The sequence below is a fragment of the Paenibacillus sp. J31R34 genome (assembly GCF_059383715.1).
The window spans coordinates 428,719-451,513 of sequence record NZ_JBXENU010000002.1 but is presented as its reverse complement, the minus strand read 5'-3'; the positions used below and the strand labels follow the sequence as shown (position 1 = coordinate 451,513).

Genomic DNA, 22,795 nt, shown 5'->3' with positions numbered 1-22,795 from the left:
AAAATGGGGGCAAATCATGAAAAAACAACCTGAAATTACGGACAAAACAAGGCAAGCATTTATAAGTGTTTTCTGTGATTTATATAGCCAAAAACCAATTGAAAAAATATCTATTCAAGAGATTGCTAACAAGTCAGGATATAATCGCAGTACATTTTATCAATACTTTACAGATATCTATGAGTTGTTGGACTATGTGGAAGAGAGTATTTTGAAATCCATTAAGGAGGAAATGGCAAGCAGGGAGCTTTCTACGCATAATTTCCAAGATGCCCTTCAATGCTTGGAAAATACAGAAGAAATTTCAGTCCTAAAAGCCCTCTTAGGTGACTATGGTTCTGTTCATTTTCTTGAACGTCTGAAAAGAGAAATTCCCTTTGAGAGATTGATTGTGGACCTTCCAACAAATGATATCTTAACGCCATACCTGATTGAGTTTTACATATCAACATTAATGTCTATGTTTCGCCTTTGGATACGCAACGGCAAAGATTTATCGTCGGAAGAATTGGTCAAGCTGATAGATAGCCTATTCGCAAATGGGATAACACCGTTTCATATCTTTGGCACGGTCAATCCGCAGCGCCCTGATTCGAATAAAATGATAGAATAACAAGAAGCACTGCGTACGGATTGGAGAGGGACCTAGGATGATACTTACAGAAGCTATTCATTTGAAGGAAATGATGAACGGAGATCCAATGGACGTCGCTTCCTTCTTACGTATAGCTATAGGACTAACTGAGTCGGTACATCGGGCTCATAAGCAAAATGAATTATTTGGAAATTTAAATCCGGCGAATCTTCAAATTCAATTGGATATGAAATCAGCTATTCTCACAGATCCGCTACTCATGGATTATACCTATATGTCTCCTGAACAAACGGGCAGAATCAATCATATGCTAGATGGGCGCAGCGATTTGTATGCCCTTGGTATGATCTTTTATGAGATGCTGTCAGGCAGTCTGCCGTTTCATGCACAAAGTTTAGAAGAATGGATACATGTGCACCTTGCTGTTGTACCGAAGCCTCTGCGCGAATGGCGTTCCGATGTAGCTGGCTCGCTTGAGGCTGTTATTATGAAGCTGTTGTCGAAGAATCCGGAAGAGCGCTATCAGAGTGCTTATGGTTTATTAAGTGATTTGAAGCAGTGTGCCTTATCGATGGAGGAAAAGGGAGCAGTCATATTTTTCGAAATCGCTCAGGCAGATGAGGCAAGCCGATTTCGGCTTCCTCAGACCCTCTTTGGTCGTGAAAGGGAAGAAAGAGCTCTCCGAGATGCTTTCGAACAGGCAAAAGCTGGTGCATCTTCGTTCGTTTTCGTCAGCGGAAGTGCAGGCAGTGGCAAAACGGTGCTCGTCCGAGCGCTTCAGATGTTAGTTAGAAGGGATGGAGGTCGGTTCATTAGTGGCAAATGCGATATGATGAATCGCGACATTCCGTTCTCTTCATTGCTGGAAGCTTTGCGAAGCCTAATCCGACAAATATGGAGCGAATCGCCGGATAGAGTAGCGAAACTGAAGAAACAATTAACAAAGGCTTTAGGCCAGGGAGCAGCTGTTATTGTACAGCTGTTACCAGAAGCTGCAGAGCTGTTCGATGTCATTCCAGCGATAGAGCCGCTGCATCCTGCTGAGGCTGCTATTCGCTTTAACCGCTTAGTACCTATATTCATAAAAGTTTTTGTAGATAAGCAGCATCCCTTAGTCATATTCTTGGATGATCTTCAATGGGCAGATCCTGCTACAATAGATGTTCTTCGTACAATTGTACACGATCAGGCACGGCCTGGCTTACTAGTAATCAGTGCGTTTCGGGAGGAATTCACTTTAGGATGGCAAAAACATGAAGAGAATAAAGTGGATGCAGCTGTATGGATGGCGGAGTCGCTTTCCTTGCATGATGAATTGCAATTATCTGTACATCATATCCATCTCGAGGCTCTGTCCTACATTGAAGTGAGACAATTCGTGTCGGATGTTCTTGATGAGAACTCCGCCCGTATTCGCTCGCTTGCGGAGGTGTTATACCACCGAACAGGCGGCAATCCACTATACCTGAATCGTTTACTGGACAATCTGTATCGAGAGAATAAGCTTTATTATGATGAAGTAGAGGCCTCATGGGTCTGGGAACCATCTGTCATCACGGAAATTCCTGAGGATCCTGACATTGTACATTTGATTGAGGCTCGTATTCGTATGCTATCCCCCGAAAAGATCGAGCTGTTAGCCATAGGGGCAGCTATCGGACATCGTTTCTGTCCACTCACGATCTCTTTAGTAAGTGGATATCCCCTGCTGCATGTACGCAGACTTCTGCATGTCATAGAGGAAGAGGGGCTAATCTGCCGAGAAAATGACAGTGATGAGTCAGACGGTGTTGAACGTTATTATAGATTCTTGCACGACCGTATTCAACAGGCGGCTTATATGACAATGTCTGAATCGAACCAAGCGAGCTTACATCTGACCATTGGCCGTGTCATACGCGATCATTTATTAAGTGAGAGTGTATTTACTATATTTGATAGGGTGCATCACTTGAATCTGGGCAGCGAGAAGATAGTGGATGATGCGGAGAAGAGAGAGCTTGCCGCATTTAACTATCAGGCGGGTATAAAGTCTAAGGCAACAACAGCATTTACGGCTGCGCTCCATTTTTATGAGATCGCTTTACGTCTGTCTGGCGGTGACTGGAAGAATACAGCGTCCCTTGATTACCGTATCATGCTGGAGATATCCGAATGTGAATATATGTGTGGTTATACAGAGCGTGCGGAGGAGCTACTTGCAAACTTAATGTCTTGCACAACAAACGTGGTTGAACGTTCTCATATCTATTTAATACGTATTGCCATGTATTCGTATTTGAAGAAGGATGAAACGGCTGTCCATATTGGGCAGCAGGCGCTAGCAGAATTGGGCTGGCATTTACCAAGCAAGCCTTCCAAAGCATTAGTTATAAAGGAAATATTAATGACACAGAGCGTATTGTTCAATAAGGGTAGCGAGGTTCCTCATTTACCGATTAATCGTGACCCGCGCTATAAAGCATTGTCAGACCTGGTCATGGCGATTTCGCTCCCTGTCTATGTACTAAGTCTAGAGCAGTCGGCTGTGTTATTCTCAAGATTTGTTCGGTATGGTCTAAAGCATGGAAGCAATGAGGCTTTCTCCTTTATGCTTGCCAGCTACGGGATGGTTATTTATAAAATGTCAGGTTTCCATACGGGGCCTCAATATGTAGATCAGGCATTCCATCTAGCAGCTTCCTTTGACAGCGCAGACCTGCGAAGCCGATTATATTATCTGAAAGGTCTTGTCGGAATTGTTACTCCGGATGAAGGGATTAAGCAGTTTGAGAAATCGATCCAATATGGGATGGAATCGGCTAATCTAACCTATGTTAGTATTGCGATGATGACGACTATAACAAACTACACCGGCGATTTGTATTCATTATCTGCACGGATAAAAGTGTATGAAGAGACTTCACAGCAGCTTGTGGACGGAGTCACACGTAATATTTTTCGTAGGGCGAATTGGTACATCGCACAAATGCAAGATGGGGCTGGAGAAAGCGATCAGTACGTTACGCCCTTACTGAATGAGCCATACAAGGATTTTTTGAATAACGAGGTCTATTACACATGCACCTGTAACATAGAGATTGCTTATCTCTTCGGGCGGTACCGGGAAGCCCTTGAATGGGTTGAAAGAGGTGAGAGAAATACTTTCCTCCAAACTCGGCCGCATGTTCGTAAACAGAGGATGTACCATTCATTAACGCTTGCTGCTATGTATTCGGAAGCGTCGCCAAATGAGCAGAAGAGGATACGGATTAAGTTGCGTAAGCACCTGCGTTCCATGAGGCGATGGTCTGGTTATAGCGGCAAGGATTCGTCTACTTATTTGCTTTTATCAGCTGAACGCTATCGGATGGAGGGCAATAGAGTTGCTGCTGCACAATTATACGAGGAAGCCATTCGGGCAGCCCGCCAGGCGGGAGAGGGGCTAATGGCGGCTATTTCTTGTGAACGGGCCTCTGTATTCTATAGGCAGATGGAGAGTGTGAACGGTGCGGAGGCTCTTATTGCCGATGCATGTGACGCTTATTCAAGATGGGGTGCTACTGCCAAAGCAAGGCAGCTGAGAGAAACAAATGAAGGGTTAAGAACAGCTGCGATTGATAGGATAGGGGAAGACAAGGCAGTTACAGAGGAGCCTAGAGCAATCGAAATCAAGTCTGAATTCACGTCTTGGCTTACTGCGGACAATAGGCAATACAAACAGCAGCAAGAATGGATGACTTCACTAGACCATTGTCATACCATGGACCAATTCCTGGAGCTTGCAATCCGCTATTCTGGTGCGGAAAAGGGATTTATTGTGGGTAGCGAGGGAGAGACCTACGTCGTTGAAAAGGAAGTCTCATTGAGCGATAGCAGCGGAGCTTCGTATGGTGAGTCTATTATCCGTTATGTACTAAAAACAGGCGAATCGGTGGTACTTGCTAATGCTTCGCACAGCTCTTATTCCGCTGATCCCTCTATTCATAGAAACCAGTCCCAATCCGTACTGTGTATGCCTGTTCTTTTCACAGGAGGACTAACGCCATTCGCACTTTACTTGGAGAACAGTCTCATAGCCGGCGTTTTCACTCAAGAAATACGGGTCATGCTGGAGCAAATGATTGCCCGAATGATGTATGTGAAATCATTAGATGAAGCTCGCAGCCAAAGTTATTCACCAATCGTTCCAACAGATGATCCGTCATCAACTTCTGCGAAAGCTTCACAGCTGTTATTCGAATCACTTACAAATCGTGAAACAGAGATCCTGTACGCGCTGACAGATGGATTGACGAATAAGGAAATTGCCTATCGATTCGGATTAACAGAAGGGACAGTCAAAGGCTATATTCATAACGTATACGGAAAACTGGGAGTTAAAAGAAGGAGTCAGGCAATCGCCCGTGCAAAGGAGTTGGAACTCATAAATTAGACTTTTTTCTACAATATTTGCGAAACACTAACTTTGGTTAGTGTTTTTTTGTATGGCTTGGGACCTATACTTAGGTCCGAATTCAATAGTGGTATGGAGGAGAAAACGACATGAGTACAAGATTTCGAGCAAGTAAGAAAGTAACGTCTATCATCTTAGCGATGTTGATAGTACTAGGCGGATGGAACGGGCTGTTCGTTAGAGGGAATCAGGTATCTGCTGCGTCAGGTGTAGAATTTGCAGGAGGAACGGGTACGAGCAATGAGCCTTATCTCATTGAAACGGCTGCCCAACTCGATGAGGTCAGAAATCATTTGGGATCCGGGATATATTTTGAGCTGATCGCGGATATCGATTTAAGCGGTTTTGCGGGAGGAGAAGGCTGGGCGCCGATTGGCAATCCATTTAGAGGGAGCTTTAACGGCAAAGGGTATAAAATTACTAATCTTACGATTAATCGACCACAAAGTAATCGTGTTGGGCTTTTCGGAGAAACCTCTGCTTTAAGTTCAATTGTTAATATCGGGCTGGAAGATATCGATGTTGTGGGTAATGCTAATGTAGGAGGCTTGGTTGGGTCCAGCTTTGGAGCAATCAGGGGAAGCTTCACGACCGGCAAGATAAGCGGAGGTTCATCTGTAGGAGGCTTGGTAGGGTTCGCTTCTGGATCAATCAGCAGTAGCTACAGCAATGCGAGTGTGAATGCGGCGCATAGAAACGCAGGCGGCTTGACAGGGATTAATCAATGGGAGACCCACAATAGTTACGCCACAGGAAAGGTAGGGGCTGAAAGCTCTCCTACAGGAGGCTTGGCCGGTGCTTTGAATCCAGGAGCATCAGTCTCCAATAGCTTCTACGACAGCGACACGACGGGGCAAAGTGATACGGGGAAAGGAACAGGTAAAACAACTTTAGAGATGAAGACGCTAAGTACGTATGTAAATTGGCCGGGCTTTAACGATTATTGGGGAATCGATCCGGATGTGAAGGAAGGCTATCCCTATTTGAAAGCTTTCTACCGTTTTGTGAACTACGACGGTAACGGTAACATGGGAGGAAGCGTGCCGATTGACAACAACGTATATTCTAATGATGCAATGGTTACCGTGAGTGGAGATATAGATCCTTCAGATCCTTTAGTCAAAACCGACTATGTCTTCGTGGGATGGAATACGTTAGCGGACGGCAGCGGTACCAGCTATGTGTCAGAAGACACATTTTCGATAACCAAGAATACAACCCTGTATGCGCATTGGCTGAGCACCAAAGCTACTTTGACATCCGGGTTTGGAACGGTGAGCACGGGCGGGACAGCGACGGAGACCATTACGAGCATTCCGGGCGATGTGACGTTAGACGAGTTGAAGGCAGCGATCACGCCGGCAACGAATGCTACGTTCGAGATTTATGAGGCTGATGGAACCACGGTAGCGACGACGTTGGCATCGGGCAATAAGGTCATTGTTACGGCTCAGGATGGAGCAACGAAGATTACGTATACGGTGACGATGAATGCTATAGATGTCATTGCGACTGCAGCGATTAGCGGGGTACCTGCGCCAGTCGCGGGCGAAGTGCCAGTTCGGGAGACAACTACAGATGAATATACCGCATCAATCGCTTGGTCTCCTGAGGCTGCTCCCCGATTTGCAGAGGGAGAGACCTACACGGCAACTCTGACGATCACGCCCAAGAGGGGGCATGTGTTGACGGGAGTGCCTTCGGATTTCTTCACGTTAGCGGGGGCAACAATCGTAACGAATTCAGCCGATTCCGGAGTGGTAACAGCGACATTCCCGGCAACGGGTACGGTATTTGCCGGTGGTTCGGGAACAACAGAGGATCCTTATCTCATTGCAACCGCGGCCGAGCTTAATCAGGTCAGGTATTTCTTAAACGCGAGTTTTAAGCTGACAGCGGATATCGATTTGAGCGGATATGCGGCCGGTGAAGGCTGGATGCCAATTGGTAATTGGGATTATGGTAATGGATTTGCAGGAAACTTCGACGGCAGCGGTTATACGATTGCGAATTTAAAGATTAGTAGGACTTATTCTTACGATCCTCTAGGGCTATTCGGATTTATATACCATGGGACGGTCAGCAATGTCATTCTGGAAAATATCGATGTAAGCAGTGGAGAGGTTGTTGGTGGACTAGCTGGAGTGAACAGCGGAACGATCACGAACAGTGGAGTCATCACAGGAAGCGTCAGCGGGTACTTTGCAGGCGGATTGGTAGGCTCTAATGAAAGCAGCATTACCAATAGCTTCTTTGCGGGAAGTCTGAGCGGGGCGGCGACATATGCTGGCGGATTGGTCGGCGTGAACTATAGCACGATTAGAAATAGCTTTGCTACCGGAAGCATTAGCGGTCAACATCGGACAGCAGGCGGATTGGTAGGAGGCAATGAAGGATCTATCTCTGACAGCTACTTCAATGGAAGCGTGAATGGGAAGAATTCCGCAGGCGGATTAGTTGGCGGAAACTGGTCTCCTATCGTCAACAGCTATGCAACGGGTGCCGTAACAGGTGACGGAAGCCTAGGTGGCTTAGTAGGAAACAATAGTGGGGCTAACAATAGCTTTTTCGATAGCGAAACAACAGGACAAACGAGTTCGGGGACAGGTGGCGGTACGGGGCTAACGACAGCGGCGATGATGCTGCAAAGCAGCTATGAAGGTTGGGATTTCGAGCAAACATGGGCAATCGATTCCTCGCTTAACGAGGGGTATCCTTACTTGCGGAGCTCTCAGCTCCATCATGTCACCTATAACGGAAACGGTGAAACCGATGGAGACTTGCCGAGTGCCGAAACCGCGTATTTGCGTGGAACAACGGTTAGCGTTGTCGGAAACACCGGCAATTTGGTCAAGACAGGTTATACGTTCGCGGGATGGAATACGCTAGCGGACGGAACCGGCAAGAGCTACTCGGCTTCAGACAGCTTTACGATTACGACGAATAAGACGTTATTTGCTAGATGGATTAATACCACCGCAACGTTAACCTCTGCAATCGGAACGGTTAGCACGGGCGGAACATTGCACGAGACGATTACGAACATTCCGAGCACAACGACGTTAGAGGCGCTAAAGGCAGCGATTACGCCAGCAGCGGGTGCGACGGTTAAGGTCTATGAAGCAGATGGGACAACAGCAGCATCAACTTTGGCAACAGGCTATAAGGTCATCGTTACAGCACAGGATGGAGTCACACAGGTTACGTATACGGTAACGTTAGTGAAAACGGTGGCGACGCTAACTTCGACAATCGGCACCGTAAGTGCAACGGGCACAGGAAATGAAACGATAACAGCCATTCCATCCGGTACAACTTTGGTAGCGCTGAAAGCAGCAATCACGCCAGCAGCGGATGCGACGTTTGAAGTGTACCAAGCAGACGGAATAACGGTAGCTACAGTATTAGCGACAGGTAATAAAGTCATCGTCACTGCTGAGGATGGCGTAACGCAGGTTACGTATACGGTGACGGTAAATGAAGCAACTGCTCCACCCAATAATGGAAGCAATAGCGGAAGTGTTGTTCCAGCTCCAGCTAAAGTGACGTCAAAAGACGGGAACCTAACGCTTCCAATAGGATCAATTGGCGAGGTAAGCTTGGAAGAGCGGTTCACGATTACCGTTCCTACAGGCGCAGTCAATCAGGAACTGAAATTAACGATTACGAAATGGCTAGATACGAAAAATGTGTTAGTCCATAAAGAGGTTCTTGCAAGCTCGGTATATGAAGTATTGAAAAACATTCCAGGTAATTTCATCCAGCCTGTAACGCTCACCTTTGCTTTCGATGCGAGCAATGTGAAGAGCGGCCAAGGGGTTGCGATCTTCTATTTCGATGAAGGGAAGAAAGAATGGGTAGAAGTGAAAGGCAGCAAGACAATCGGAAATGTGGTTTCAGTAGAGGTTAATCACTTTACGAAATTTGCGGTTCTTGTTGTAGACCAATCGACAGGGCTTCCCGTATCAGAGGGAACAACGCCTGCTGAACTTAGTGATATCGCAGGACACTGGGCTGAAGCAAGTATCAAGCAAGCAGTAAAAGATGGTGTTGTTAATGGCTATGTGGACGGAACGTTTAAGCCAGGTAAAACGGTAACCCGTGCAGAATTCACAGTTATGCTGATGAAAGCATTGAACGCTCAGGAAGAAGGAGCGGAGCTGACCTTCACAGATAAAGCGGATATTGGGGCTTGGGCACAGGCTGCGGTAGCACAAGCTGTGCGAGCTGGCATTATTAGCGGTTATAAGGATGGTACCTTCCAGCCGAATGCAAATATCACGCGCGCAGAGATGGCAACGATGATTGGGAAGGCATTTGAGCTGCCACTGGACCCGAATGCAGTCACCTCTTTCTCAGATGATCAATTGATTCCGGTCTGGGCAAAAAGCGCAGTAGCCGCTCTGAAAGAACGCGGCGTAGTGAAAGGAACAGGGGCGAACACGTTTAATCCCCGTGCACAAACAACAAGAGCTGAAGCGGTTTTTATGCTTTTGAATATGTTGAATCTAGAAAGTGAAAAAAGCAGTCAATAAGTACATGATTGTTGTAAAAATAGAGAATTATCTCGCAAGAAACGAAGATAATCCGGCGTAGCCGATATTTAAAAGACGCTCGGGAGATGCCGCCCTGAGCGTCTTATTTTTAGAATTTGAAATGAACAGTTTCACTGCCCCGTGTGGATTGCACAATTCTTAGTTCAGATCCGTAACTGGATTTAGGATGGACTTGGGAAAAAGAGGATCAGTTATATGCTCCCGCATTCAGAAAAATGTCGTGAGGAGCTGAAAGGTTATAGCTTTGCGCCAGACGATATTAGTCGTGTACACGACCAACCTTATCCCTATGTTAACGCTTACTGGCAACCAGCATATATCCGGCCCCGCGAATTGTAATGATTCTCTCAGGATTGACAGGATCAGCCTCGATTTTTTTGCGTAAATTACTGATGTGTACAGCGACCGTTCTCGTATCCTCCAGGCTCTCCATTCCCCAGATGAGCTGAAACAATGCATCGGCACTGACGACACGATTCACGTTTTGTGCCATATAGGACAGTAGATTGAACTCTTTTTTTGATAAAAAGATGGGTTCACTACCCAGGTTGACGGACTGTGCGTAGAAATCGAGCGTCAAACCCGGTAGCTCCAGCTGTTGTTCCCTTCTGCCCTTCGATACTCTGCGAAGGTGAGCCTTGATTTTGGCCATGAGTACGCCTGGGCTAAACGGCTTGGTCACATAATCGTCGCCCCCATCGGATAATGCGCTGATTTTCACCTCGTCTTCCTCACGACTGCTCAGAAATACGATCGGTGCATCCGTGTAGCTACGTGCGTTTCTGCACCAATCAATGCCATTTTCATTAGCCAGTAGTACATCCAGTACAATCAAATCCGGCTCGAAAGACGCAAGCAGCTCCATAGCTTCTGTCCCGTTATGACTGTAGGCGGATGTGAAGCCCTCTCTCTCACAATACACCTGAACTATTTCGCAAATATGGGGATCATCATCGACGATCATAATTTTGTACGTATCCTTCATGCCATCACCTTCCTGCTTCTCAAAAATACAGAGGCAGCGATACATAGAATATCGACCCCGTCTTGCCATCGCTCTCCGCTCGAACCGCCCCGCCATGCGCTTGTACGATTTCCCTGCAAATCGCCAGCCCGAGGCCGCTTCCCTCTATGCCATTTTCCATGCCTGATCGATCATATCTGTAATTGCGATTGAAGATTTGCTCAAGCTGCTCCGGAGGAATACCCGTACCAGAGTCTTGTACGCTAATAATCGCACAGCGGTTATCCTTCAGCTCGTCCAAGGCAAGTGCAAGACGCACCACCCCGCCGCTAGTGGTGAACTTCATCGCGTTCGACACTAGATTAAACAAAGCCTGCTCTAATCTTTGTGCATCCATCTCGACAACAGGCATGTCGGGTCGTTGGTCTTCTATATTTCCGATATCCAGTATGAAATCCAGCCCTGCGTCACGCACAACCAGCTCATACTGTTCAAAAAAACCACGCAAGAAGTGAATCGCATGAACCGGTTCCATTCGATACGCTATTTGCCCCGTCTCCAGATGTGACAAGAAGGACAACTCCTCGATCATGCGATTAATCCTAATCGTGTTGTCCTGAATATACTTCAGGTACTGTTCATTGCGCTCCGGCTTAACCATGTCCTTCACAGCCTCGACATAACCAAGCATGCTGGATAGCGGCATGCGCAAATCATGTGTAATGTAGGCAAGCAGCTTCTTCCTCCCTTGCTCAGAGTGGAGTAACCGCTCATATGACGTGCGGAGATCTTCGTGAGCTGCGGATAACTCATGTGTGCGCTCCATCACGATCCGCTCCAAATTGGTATTCATTTCAGACAGCTTGTTATTCGCTTCCAGCAGCTCGCGTGCTATCTTCTCTTCGTTCGTTGCCGCCCTCGTAAATCTTGAAGAAAGCAGAATCATCTGTGCGATCGTAAATACCAACAGACCAAACGGAGATGTATTTCCGATGGGCGACCATTCGCTGTAATATAAAAAATCGTTGATAACCGTAACGAGAGTAACCACCGACACGAGCAGGAAGATCAGCGCTCCCTCCATACGCCGCAAAGCCGCGTAGGCAAGCCCGATCATCAAATACGCCATCTGCAGTACAACGATTACACCAATCACCAGTAACAATTTGGAATAGATTAGCGCAGGGGTCAGCACAACAATTAGGCAGAGCGCGCCAGTTGCGATATGGGTGCAAAGACGAAACCATCGCGACACATAATTCGGGAAAATGCATTCAAAATACATGGTGATGATATAACCACTGATGCAAAGAATTAAATACTCAATCTTGAACTGCAATTCCCAGGGAAAATGAGGAAGTAATTGTGTAATCATAATCTCGCCGTTGAGCAAGGAGCGGATGCCGAACAACACGGTGAACAGACCAAAGTACAACGGAGCCCTATCCTTGCGTCGCAGCACGAACAACAGCAGATTATACAAGCCAATCACCAGCAGGCCTGCCGTTATGAACATATCTGTGGCAACCTTCAGCTTTGTCCTGACCGTTAACTCATCACTGCCGCCCAGCTCTATATACGTGGTGATGCCGCCTCGCTTATGATGGAAGTTCGATACTTGCATAACCAGCTCTACCTTATCGTTTTTGGGCTGGAAGAACACCAGCTTCGTTGCCAGATGGGGTGTCATATCACTTTTGTCCTGACCAACCACACCGACTTCTTCCAGCAGCTCTCCATTAACCCATAGTTTATAAGCATGAAAAATAGAAGGTAGCCGTAGTGCAAGCCGCTCATTCCTATCCTGCTCGCTAAGCTCAATGACCAGCCGAAATGTGGCAAAGCCTTCTCCTTGCAGCTCTTGACCATTGAGCGGGTAGCCTAGCCAGGAGCCGGGGATGTTGATGTATCGATCAGCCTGTCCCTCTTTTTCGATGCGGCTTCGTATATCCTCAGGCGAAAGCAGCTCTTGCCAGTAGAACGCCCATTCCCCTTGCAGCTTTAGCAAATTCTTACTGACATGATCCTGCGTTAAATCTAGAATGCCTTCTTCGCTTTGAATCCGAGGGGAACCCGGTGTAGACGAGATGAGATAGCTTGCGACCAAACCAGCAACTACGGAAATAACAGTTAAATGAAGCAAGATAGTACGAGTACCAAATCGGAGAATATCCCTCATGATGAAGTCGACCCCAATCTACAAGATGCGCTATAAATAAGTTGATTATTTTAATGATAGCATGATTGGCCTATTTTATCTCAAATGCGAGTTTAAAGTTTTCTTTAGGTTTCATTAAAGACTCCTCCTCTAATCTTCTATCAAAATTACGAGGTTACAGGTTGGTGACTACTCTGCTGATGGTGGCGGTGGCGGTTTCCCAGGCTGGCCATTATGATGAATATTTAAAAGCTCAGCGAAGTCACTAGGGAAATAAATTTTCTTGCATCATTATAAAAAGCCGCAAAGCCTTGGTGCTGTGCGGTTTTTGCGTTTTTGCGTAAAATTCCATCATTATTCTTTTATTTGGCTGTAATAAGCTTATTTATGAACGTTTAAAGGATATTGGAGGGGAAAAAGCAATGCATAGATCGGGAGCAAAATGGTTGGTCGTGCTGTTGACGGCGGTCATGTTATGGGGTGCCATCATTGGAGGGAGCTTCGGAAGCGGCAAAGCCTATGCGGCGAATGAATTTTCTGGCAATGGCACATCGAGCAGCCCTTATCTTATCGGAACGGCCGATCAGCTTAACCTGATCAGGGGTTCTTATCTGAACAGGGGTCTTTATTTTAAGCTGACAAAAAATATTGATTTCAGCACCAGCAGCTATAAGGATAACTGGACGCCGATTGGAGATAGATCGAATACACCTTTTCGGGGGAATTTCGATGGCAACGGATTTGTGATTTCTGGGCTGACTATCGATAAGCAGAGTAATAATCTGGGATTTTTCGGTAATACCAGCGTAGAGAGTGTTATTCATAATATAAAGCTGGAAGATGTGAATGTTACCGGTTTGAATTCGGTAGGCGGTCTGGTTGGCGCTAATAAAGGTAAGATAACAAACAGCTATGTAACTGGTCAAGTGAATGGAGCCGATCATACAGGTGGTTTAGTTGGTCACAATGGTGTTACGCTTTTCAATACGAATGCGATTATTGACCATAGCTTTGCAGATGTGGATGTGTTTGGAGCGTATGGAACAGGCGGCCTTACAGGCAGCAATACAGGAGCAATCACGCATAGCTATGCGACGGGAGATGCGAAAGGAGATTATGCAGTAGGGGGCTTGGTAGGCGAGAATGATGGATCAATTAGCTACAGCTACGCCACCGGGGAAATGTTGGATGGACAAAGTATAGGCGGCTTAGTGGGCAGCAACATTGGAACAATTGACAGCAGCTTCGCCACGGGCCGGGTGAACGGAACGTATTATACGGGTGGTTTAACAGGCTACAATTATGGAACGATCAGCAAGAGCTATTCGACTGGTGATGTATACGGAGAACAGCATGTAGGAGGCTTGGTGAGCAACCTTGAAATAGCTGGATCCATAAGCGATAGCTTTGCCACAGGGAATGTAAACGGATCATATTATGTGGGCGGCTTGATAGGGTATGATTACGACAATAGTACAGGGGCGTATAGCAACAGCTACGCCAGTGGGAATGTGAGCGGAATTGCTGATGTAGGAAATTTGAGCAGCAGGGGCTTGGGGAATAATGTCGGCAGTCTCTACCTGGACGCAAGTATGAAAGGACCTGTTGCCGGGTGGGATTTTGTAAACCTATGGGCGGTAGATCCGCTGCGTAATAACGGGTATCCTTATTTGCAGGATTCTTTGTTTCAACTGCAGTATGACGGGAACGGAAACAACGGCGGGACAGTTCCAAGCGACGCTAATTTGTATTTTCCAGGTGAAACGGCCAGTGTTTATGCGGGTCCAATTGACCTAACGAGGACGGGATATACGTTCAGCGGCTGGAACACACAGCCGAACGGGCACGGGAATAGCTATAGCGTCTCTTTGAAAATTATGCCATATACGACCTTATATGCACAATGGGCTGCACAAAGCTCTGCGGCCACACTGACCTCCGGTATCGGAATTGTCAGCAAGGGAGGAACGGCGAATGAAACGATAACAAGCATTCCATATGGAACCTCATTAGACGTATTAAAGGAAGAAATCACGCCAGCAGCAAATGCGACGTTTGAAATTTACGATGCAGACGGAACGACTGTGGCGACGACCTTGACTTCTGGCAGTAAGGTTATTGTAACTGCGGCGGATGGCATGACGAAGGTTATCTATACCGTGACCGTCATCGCTAGCAGTGAAAAGGATATTACAGCCTTCAGCTTGGCTGAACAGACCGGAGCAGCAACGATTAATCAGGCTGCCCAAACAGTAGTGGTAGAGGTGGCGGGCGGCACTGATGTGACTAGTTTGAAAGCCTCATTCACGTTATCTGCTGGAGCCACGGCTTCGGTTGGCTCTATTGTTCAGGTAAGCGGGACGACGGCCAATGATTTTACAAATACGGTCACCTATGAGGTGAAGGCGGAGGACGGCAGCACGCAGAATTGGACAGTCACCGTGACGAAGAGCAGCGAGAAAGAGATCACGGCATTTTCAGTAATTGGGGTTACAGAAACGAAAGCGGCGGTTATTAATACGACTGACTATACAGTAGATGTTGAGGTCGCCTTCGGAACGAGCCTGACTAGCTTGTCTAATTTGAAGGCAACGTTCTCCTTGTCTCCTGGAGCGACAGCGAAAATCGGCAGTGTCGTTCAAATAAGTGGTTCTACTGCCAACGATATGAGAACGCCTGTCACATATATCGTAACAGCGGCAGATGGCAGTTCTCAGGAATGGCTCGTCAATGTCTACATTGAAGCGAGCAACGCCAAAGACATTACGGCGTACAGTTTCACTTCACAAACCAAGCCGGCAACAATCAATGCAGTTGCTCACACGGTAGACATTGAGGTGAAAAACGGCACGAATGTGGCTAATTTGGTCGCCACTTTCTCGTTAACTTTATCATCCAGCGCCAGGATTAATGGCGTAACTCAAAGAAGTGGCATAACATCTAACAATTTCACGAATCCCGTCACTTATGTGGTGCAGGCGGAAAATGGAACTAGGCAAAACTGGGTCGTTACGGTGACCGTTGCGCCGCCGAGCAGTTCAAAGGATATTACAGCGTTCAGCTTTGCGGAGCAAAGCAGAGCAGCAACGATCAGTGCTGCCGCGCAAACGGTTGAGATTGAAGTGACGAATGGTACTAGTCTGAATGGTCTAAAAGCAAGCTTCACATTATCCGCAGGAGCCGCGGCTAAAGTCAGCAATGCAACACAAGTGAGTGGTACGACGACGAATGATTTCACGACCCCGTTGACTTATGTCGTGACTGCGGAGGATGGCAGCACCAAGAACTGGACAGTAACGGTGACTGTCGCGGCGAGCAGCGAGAAAGACTTTGTATCGTTTAGCATGGCAGAGCAGACCGGAGCAGCGACGATTAATGCGACAATGCACACGATTGCGGTTCAAGTGGCGTATGGAACGGATTTGGATGGCCTTGTAGCAACCTTTGCGTTATCACCGGGAGCATCGGTAATGGTTGGCTCGGTAAATCAAGTGAGCAGTACGACCGCGAATGATTTTAAGAATGTAGTGACCTATATAGTGGAAGCGGCTGATGGAAGCACGCAGAACTGGACCGTTACGGTGAGTGTCGCGGCAAACAATGCGAAGGAGATCATAGCATTTAGCTTGGCGGAGCAAACGGGAGCAGCGACGATTAATGCGACCGCACATACCATTGCGATTGAAGTGGCAAACGGAACGGACGTGAGCAACTTGGTAGCTACGTTTACGTTGTCTGCCGACGCATCAGCCAAGGTCGGCACGGTAGATCAAGTGAGCGGAACAACCGAGAATGACTTCTCTGCTCCGGTTGTGTATACGGTGAAGGCGGAAGATGGCAGCACGCAGGACTGGACGGTTATGGTAAGCGTGGCGACGGCTGCTGCGAGCAGCGCGAATGACATTACGTCATTCAGCCTAGCAGAGCAAACGGGAGCAGCGACGATTAATGCGACCGCACATATGATTGCGATTGAAGTGGCAAACGGCACGAACGTGAGCAGCCTGGTGGCTACGTTTACGTTGTCTGCCGACGCATCAGCCAAGGTCGGTACGGTAGATCAGGTGAGTGGCACAACCAATAATGACTTCTCTGCTCCGGTCGTGTACATGGTGACTGCGGAGGATGGTAGCACACAGGACTGGACAGTTACGGTAAACGTTGCGAAGAGCAATGTGGCTACGCTAACGTCTGTGATAGGGATCGTAAGCTCGAGAGGTACGGTTAACGAAACCATTACGAGCATTCCATACGGTACAACGTTAGCCGCATTCAAGGCGGCGATCACGCTAGCACCGAATGCAACTTTCAATGTATACGATTCTGACGGTAATACCCCGGCTACCGTATTAGCAACAGGTAAGAAAGTCATTGTTACTGCAGAGGACGGGATCACAAAGGTGACATATACCGTAACCGTGAATGCTGCTCCTGGCGGTAACGGATCGACGCCTCCAAGTACAACTCCATCTGACGGTGGATCCGCTGGCAATCCTTCTGATAATGGATCTGAAGAGAATCCCTCTACAAATCCACAACCGACGATTGTTTTCAGCGACATTAGCGGGCACTGGGCTGAGGAGGCCATTAAGCAAGCCGTACAAAGTGGAATTATTACCGGTTATCCGAATGGTACTTTCAAACCCAACCACACTGTGACGCGCGCTGAATTCGTGGTCATGCTGATGAACACGATGAAGCCAATGACAGTGGGAGTGGAGTTAAACTTCACCGATGCGGAAAATATTGGGACATGGGCGCGGGAAGCCGTCGCGCAAGCCGTGCAAGAAGGTATTATTAAAGGGTATGAAGATGGCTCGTTCCGACCGAACGCGGAAATAACGCGTGCGGAGATGGTTGATATGATTTCCAATGCGCTTAAGCTTCCGACCGAATCGGGAGCAACGGGCTTCGCGGATGACAAGGATATTCCTGAATGGGTGAGAGGCGCAATAGTCGCGATAAAAAATCTTGGCATCATTCAAGGTATGGGGAATAACCGCTTCAATTCGACTGGCAATGCGACGAGAGCGGAGGCAGTAACCGTTCTGATCAACATGTTGGCTCGGCAAAATCAGTAAGATTAGAGAGCGACGGTAGATTAAGTAAAACTAATAGTTGAGTCATATTGGCATCTATTGCAAGGATCGGCTTGGTATGAAAAGGGATGACGCTTTAAAGGATGAGCAAAATGCTTTGAAAGCTAGGGCGTCACTTCTTGAATCGGTTCTGAGACATGGCGAAGCCAGTGAACGGATAAAACAATTAATATAAAGGTGTCATAAGCTAAGTAATAAAGATTATTCTTAGCCTATTAAAATGGCGGCTACAGAGGAAATATCCCTGTACCGCCATTTGCTTTTCAATGGAAAAGCATCTATAGAAGTTATGACTACAAGCTCGAAGGCAAACCATGGAGATACATAGCCTTACAATCTGAATGCTCAAGTAAGGAGTTGATTGTTTTGACATGAGGCTTCGTATAAATGACAGGATAATCGATTTCATCGTATTCCTCGCGTATTGGAAAAGCCAATTTCTCTTCTTCTAGCGAGAACTGAGCATCTACCCCCGATTTATTTCCCCGTGCATCTAATCGAATCCATTTTCCAATGGATCTCATATATACGGCGTTTAGCGCATGGATAACGTGACCTGTATCAGGAGTATCTCCCAAGGTTAGACGTTGGTAACAGAACCCGGCTGGAGTTCCTTGGCTCCTTAATAAAGCGCACAATAGATTCGATTTTGCATAACAAATTCCCTCCTTGAAGAAAAGGACCTCAGATGCTTTGCACGTAATGCGTGAGCTTTGAATATCCCATGAATGCGAGATATGGTCACGAACAAATTCAAAGACATTTTTAACATAATCCATTTCATTTGACGATTGGCTATCCAGTTCCGCTGCTAAAGCTTTTATTGAAAAATGATCATAATCAACCTCTGGTAATAATTCTAAATAGTCCTCTAAGTGATTGGACTGGCATGTGAATGTCATTTTGTTTCCCCTCGAATATTTATTTGGATTTTATAATTATGCATCATAATAAATAATTATTCAACACAATTCCAGCGCAGCCACATGTTCTATCCTTTCAGACAACACAGACGGTCTCTAGGTACCCGAGGTCGTCTTTTCCATGTCAAACCCCCAAAAATTCGGGAAATAGTCAATCCGTTTCAAATTGTAAATCGTAGATTTGCGGGAATTGCACATCCTTTTCGGTTATTGAGCATTGCTGATCGGGGGCGGTTTCGATAAATTGATGGAGTGACGGGAACGGCAAGCCAGACTTGCCATCCATCATTTCTTCAATGATTGAAAGCGGTTACGAATTTAAAAAGATCATTCAAACGGTTCACCGAATAGCGTTTCGGGGGTTTGCGTTTTAGGGAGGGTGGATGGACGATCAGCATCAAGCTGTATAAATTCTCATAAGGAAGTGATGACGCTAGTGGCAGCTCATGCAGGAGCCAAGGCTGTAGATACAACGCCGCTTTGGAAACATGTGAAAAAGGAATGGAAGCTGTATTCGTTCCTGATTATACCGGTAATTTACTTCCTCATTTTCAAGTATGCGCCGATGCTTGGGAACATTATTGCTTTCCGAAAGTATAGGGGCGGGCCGAATATTTTGGGCTCGGAATGGGTGGGTTTCACTTATTTCGAAATGTTTATGAAGGACCCGACGTTCTGGAGAGCCTTCTTCAATGACCTGAACCTCAGCGTAAGTTATCTGCTCGTCAAATTTCCGATTACGTTAATATTCGCGCTGCTGCTGAACGAATTGCGGAGGGTGAAGTGGAAGAAGTTTGTGCAGACGGTATCTTATCTTCCGCATTTCATATCCATGGTCATCGTGGCGGGGATGGTGAAGGAGATTGTTTCCTTAACGGGACCAATCAACAGTGTGCTCGCTTCACTCGGCTTGGATAAAATTTCCTTCATCTCCTTGCCCGAATGGTTTCCGGCGATCTACGTCACCTCTGGCGTCTGGCAAAGTCTAGGCTGGGGAACAATCCTGTATTTGGCGGCAATGACCGGCATCAATCCAGCACTCTACGAAGCGGCGAAAATCGATGGAGCGAGCCGTTTAAGGCTCGCCATGCACGTCACGATTCCGGGCATTTTGCCGACAATCATGGTGCTCTTGATTTTGGATATCGGCAGCATTCTGGGCTCGAATTTCGAGAAAATCCTGCTTTTGTACAATCCGCTAACCTATGAAACGGCGGACGTCATCTCGACCTATGTTTACCGCATGGGGATCACCGGCGGCAACTTTAGTTATGCGACGGCGGTAGGGCTGTTCGAAGGCATCATTGGTTTAATTCTAGTGACGACCGCAAACGCAGTATCGAAGCGGACGACGAAATCCAGCTTGTGGTAGAAAGGAGCCGTTCAAGTGAAACGAACCTCGGCCTTTAGCACCTTTAACCTCTTAAACGGACTGTTTATGATTCTGGTTGTTATTTTTACCTTATATCCCTTCGTCTATCTCGTGGCCCAGTCCTTCAGCTCGGAGGCCGCTATTTATGCGGGCAAGGTGACGATCCTTCCGGTGGAATTTACGACCAAAACCTATGAGGTCATCTTGAGCAAGCCTGACTTCTTCCGTTATTACTGGAACACAATTGTTTATTCGGTCATTGGCACGTTTATCGCGGTGGCTGCGACGGCTGTTATGTCCTATCCGCTCTCCAAAGAAAAGCTGCGCCTCAATAAGTTTTTTATACCGTTCGTGCTGTTTACGATGTATTTTGGCGGCGGCCTCATTCCTAACTACATTCTAATTGCAAAAACCTTGGAAATGAGAGATACGATCTGGGCGATCGTCATTCCGGGGGCGATTAGCGCCTTTAACGTTATTTTGATGAAGACGTTTTTCGCCGGGATACCCAGCGAATTGGAAGAAGCGGGGCGCGTCGATGGCTTAGGCGTGTTTGGCATTTTTACAAGAATTATTCTTCCCTTATCCAAGCCGATTCTCGTTACGATTATGCTGTTCGTTATCGTTGGCATGTGGAACAACTGGTTCGGACCATCGCTCTATTTGCAGTCGAAGGAAAAATGGCCGATTGCCTTGTATTTGAAGCAAATTATCGACAACGCAGTCAGTCCGGCTGAAATCGGGGCTACGTCCGAGCAGACGAGCCAAATTGCCGCAAGCGTCAAATCGACAGCTATGGTCCTGACGTCGCTGCCTATTATTTGCATCTACCCGTTTGTGCAGCGGTATTTTGTGCAGGGGATGATGATCGGCGCTGTTAAAGGTTAAGCGATATAATAGGGAGCGCTTTAGACGTTTCCATTATATATAAACAAAGCTCGAACCAAAAAGGGGAGGCAAAAACGATGAAATTTGGTCAATCATTTGCAATGGGAACGCTGGCGCTGCTGCTCGTGTTTATGACGGCATGCACGTCTGGAAGCGAAGGGTCTTCGGGCGGCAATAACAAGCCCGCTGCATCAAACGCGGCAGGCACGAATGAGTCAGCAGCTGGCTCGGCTAAGGATTACACCTTTGGGGAAGACCAGACATTCCACTCCAATGATGCGGTATCCTACTCCATGATGTACAGCGATCATGAGAATTACCCTTATAAAAAGGACTGGAGACTGTGGAGCGCGATTCAGGAAAAAACGAATGTGACCTTCGATTTGTCGATTACAGCTAGAACCGAATATGAAAATCAGAAATCGTTGCTGGTGAATAGTGGGGATGCACCTTATATTATTCCTAAGACGTATGATGAATCCGCTTTCGTGGCAACGGGCCAAATTGTGCCTGTCAGCGATTGGGTGCAATACATGCCGAACTATATGAAGGCCGTGAAAGATTGGGGCATGGAAGAGGATCTGAAGGCCAAGCTGAAGGAGGACGGGAAATATTACGTCCTTCCGGGCATGTGGGAGATCGCTGGCGGCGGTTATTCCTATATTATACGTAAAGATATTTTTGAAGCGGCGGGCGTGGACGTCGAGGGCGAGCAAGGGAATTGGACGTACGAGGATTTCTATGCAGCGATGAAAAAGGTGAAGGAGCATACAGGGGCAAAATACGTCATCTCTGATCAATTCAAGGGCGAATCGGCTTTGAACATTGCCGGTGTGCAATATGGCGTCACCGGAGGCTGGGGCTTGTCTAACGGGTTGGTATATGACCATGATAAGCAGCAGTTCGCATTTGCCGATGACTCGGATGACTTCAAAAGCTATCTGGGTTACTTCAATAAGCTCGTAACCGAAGGCATTATGGACCCTGAAACCTTTACACAAGAAGATGATGTGGCAAAAGCGAAATTTTTCAAAGGCGACACCTATGTGATAAGCGGTATTTATCAGGTATTGGCTGATTTCAAGAGCAAAATGCAAGATCCGAGCAGTGAATTATATATGATTACCCAGCCCGGCGGGCCAAAAGGACAGCAACAGGTCGAGACCTCCCGCTTGGAGAACGGCATTATGATCAGCCAGAACGCGCTTGATGATTTGGGCGAGGAAGGTTTTATTAAAATGCTTCGTTTCGTAGATTGGTTCTGGTATTCCAATGAAGGTCAAATGCTCAGCCTGTGGGGCGTAGAAGGCGAGACATATACGCTTGATGCGGAAGGAAATGTCGTACTTAATCCAGAAATTTATTACAACGGAATGAATGAAGGCGCGGCAAAACAGCTGAACGTCGATTACGGCTTTGCCGGAGGGATGTTCGCTTACGGCGGCTCTGAGAAGCTGAGAATGTCCAAGATGACCGAAGGGGAGCGGGACTTCGTAAGCCGCGTACAAGCGACACGGGAGGTGCGCAAGCTTGCACCGCCGATCATGTCCACCACGGAGGAAAATGAACAGATGAAATTGATCTCGACGCCCCTTATGGATTACGTCAAGACGATGACCTTGAAGTTTATTATCGGCCAAGAAAGCTTCGACAAGTGGGACAGCTACAAGGCTCAGGTTGCAGCGAACGGCAGCACGCGTTATACGGAAATGGCAAATGATATTTTTCAGAAGACGAAAAGCGTATTAGGCTATTAATTTCTAACAACAAAGGGCTCGGTGTGCAGTCTTCCTCAGGAGGCTGCA

Annotated in this window: 10 protein-coding genes; 7 read left to right on the top strand and 3 right to left on the bottom strand. The window is 47.0% G+C overall.

Translation table 11 applies throughout. From position 1 onward, the window contains the following. Window positions 1-16: 16 nt before the first annotated feature. From AC50YG_RS07380 to AC50YG_RS07370, 3 genes are all read left to right on the top strand, one after another. A complete protein-coding gene (locus AC50YG_RS07380) occupies window positions 17-613 on the top strand; it encodes a TetR/AcrR family transcriptional regulator (RefSeq protein WP_341281140.1) in 597 nt (198 codons plus the stop codon). A gap of 37 nt (window positions 614-650) precedes the next feature. After that, window positions 651-5,009 carry a BREX system ATP-binding domain-containing protein gene (locus tag AC50YG_RS07375; protein ID WP_494825828.1) on the top strand — a complete coding sequence of 1,453 codons (4,359 nt, stop codon included), beginning with the start codon at window positions 651-653 and terminating at the stop codon, window positions 5,007-5,009. A 110-nt stretch (window positions 5,010-5,119) separates the two neighbouring features. Beyond that, entirely contained in the window at window positions 5,120-9,565 is a 4,446-nt protein-coding gene (locus tag AC50YG_RS07370) for an S-layer homology domain-containing protein (protein WP_494825826.1), read from the top strand. Between the two features lie 313 nt (window positions 9,566-9,878). Here the strand turns inward: AC50YG_RS07370 and AC50YG_RS07365 are convergent, their stop codons facing one another. Both AC50YG_RS07365 and AC50YG_RS07360 read right to left on the bottom strand, forming a co-directional pair. Then, complete coding sequence (locus AC50YG_RS07365; RefSeq protein ID WP_341281143.1) at window positions 9,879-10,571, bottom strand: response regulator transcription factor; 693 nt, start codon at window positions 10,569-10,571, stop codon at window positions 9,879-9,881. 19 nt (window positions 10,572-10,590) lie between these two features. Next, a complete protein-coding gene (locus AC50YG_RS07360; protein ID WP_494825824.1) occupies window positions 10,591-12,729 on the bottom strand; it encodes an ATP-binding protein in 2,139 nt (712 codons plus the stop codon). Window positions 12,730-13,130: 401 nt separating this feature from the next. Here AC50YG_RS07360 and AC50YG_RS07355 point away from each other — a divergent pair, with 401 nt between their 5' ends. Then, window positions 13,131-17,789 (top strand): SGBP N-terminal domain-containing protein, encoded by a 4,659-nt coding sequence (locus tag AC50YG_RS07355; RefSeq protein ID WP_494825822.1) that lies wholly within the window; start codon window positions 13,131-13,133, stop codon window positions 17,787-17,789. Window positions 17,790-18,100: 311 nt separating this feature from the next. On the opposite strand, the gene AC50YG_RS07350 is transcribed toward AC50YG_RS07355, so the two are convergent. Continuing rightward, window positions 18,101-18,709 carry a transglutaminase-like domain-containing protein gene (locus tag AC50YG_RS07350; RefSeq protein ID WP_494825821.1) on the bottom strand — a complete coding sequence of 203 codons (609 nt, stop codon included), beginning with the start codon at window positions 18,707-18,709 and terminating at the stop codon, window positions 18,101-18,103. Window positions 18,710-19,157: 448 nt separating this feature from the next. Here AC50YG_RS07350 and AC50YG_RS07345 point away from each other — a divergent pair, with 448 nt between their 5' ends. The 3 genes from AC50YG_RS07345 to AC50YG_RS07335 all read left to right on the top strand — a co-directional run bounded on the left by AC50YG_RS07345 (window position 19,158) and on the right by AC50YG_RS07335 (window position 22,747). After that, on the top strand, window positions 19,158-20,102 hold the full coding sequence (locus AC50YG_RS07345; protein WP_494826357.1) for an ABC transporter permease: 945 nt from the start codon (window positions 19,158-19,160) through the stop codon (window positions 20,100-20,102). A gap of 15 nt (window positions 20,103-20,117) precedes the next feature. Further along, window positions 20,118-20,990, top strand: a complete 873-nt coding sequence (locus AC50YG_RS07340; RefSeq protein WP_494825820.1) for a carbohydrate ABC transporter permease — start codon at window positions 20,118-20,120, stop codon at window positions 20,988-20,990. Between the two features lie 77 nt (window positions 20,991-21,067). After that, complete coding sequence (locus tag AC50YG_RS07335) at window positions 21,068-22,747, top strand: ABC transporter substrate-binding protein (protein ID WP_494825819.1); 1,680 nt, start codon at window positions 21,068-21,070, stop codon at window positions 22,745-22,747. Window positions 22,748-22,795: the final 48 nt, after the last annotated feature.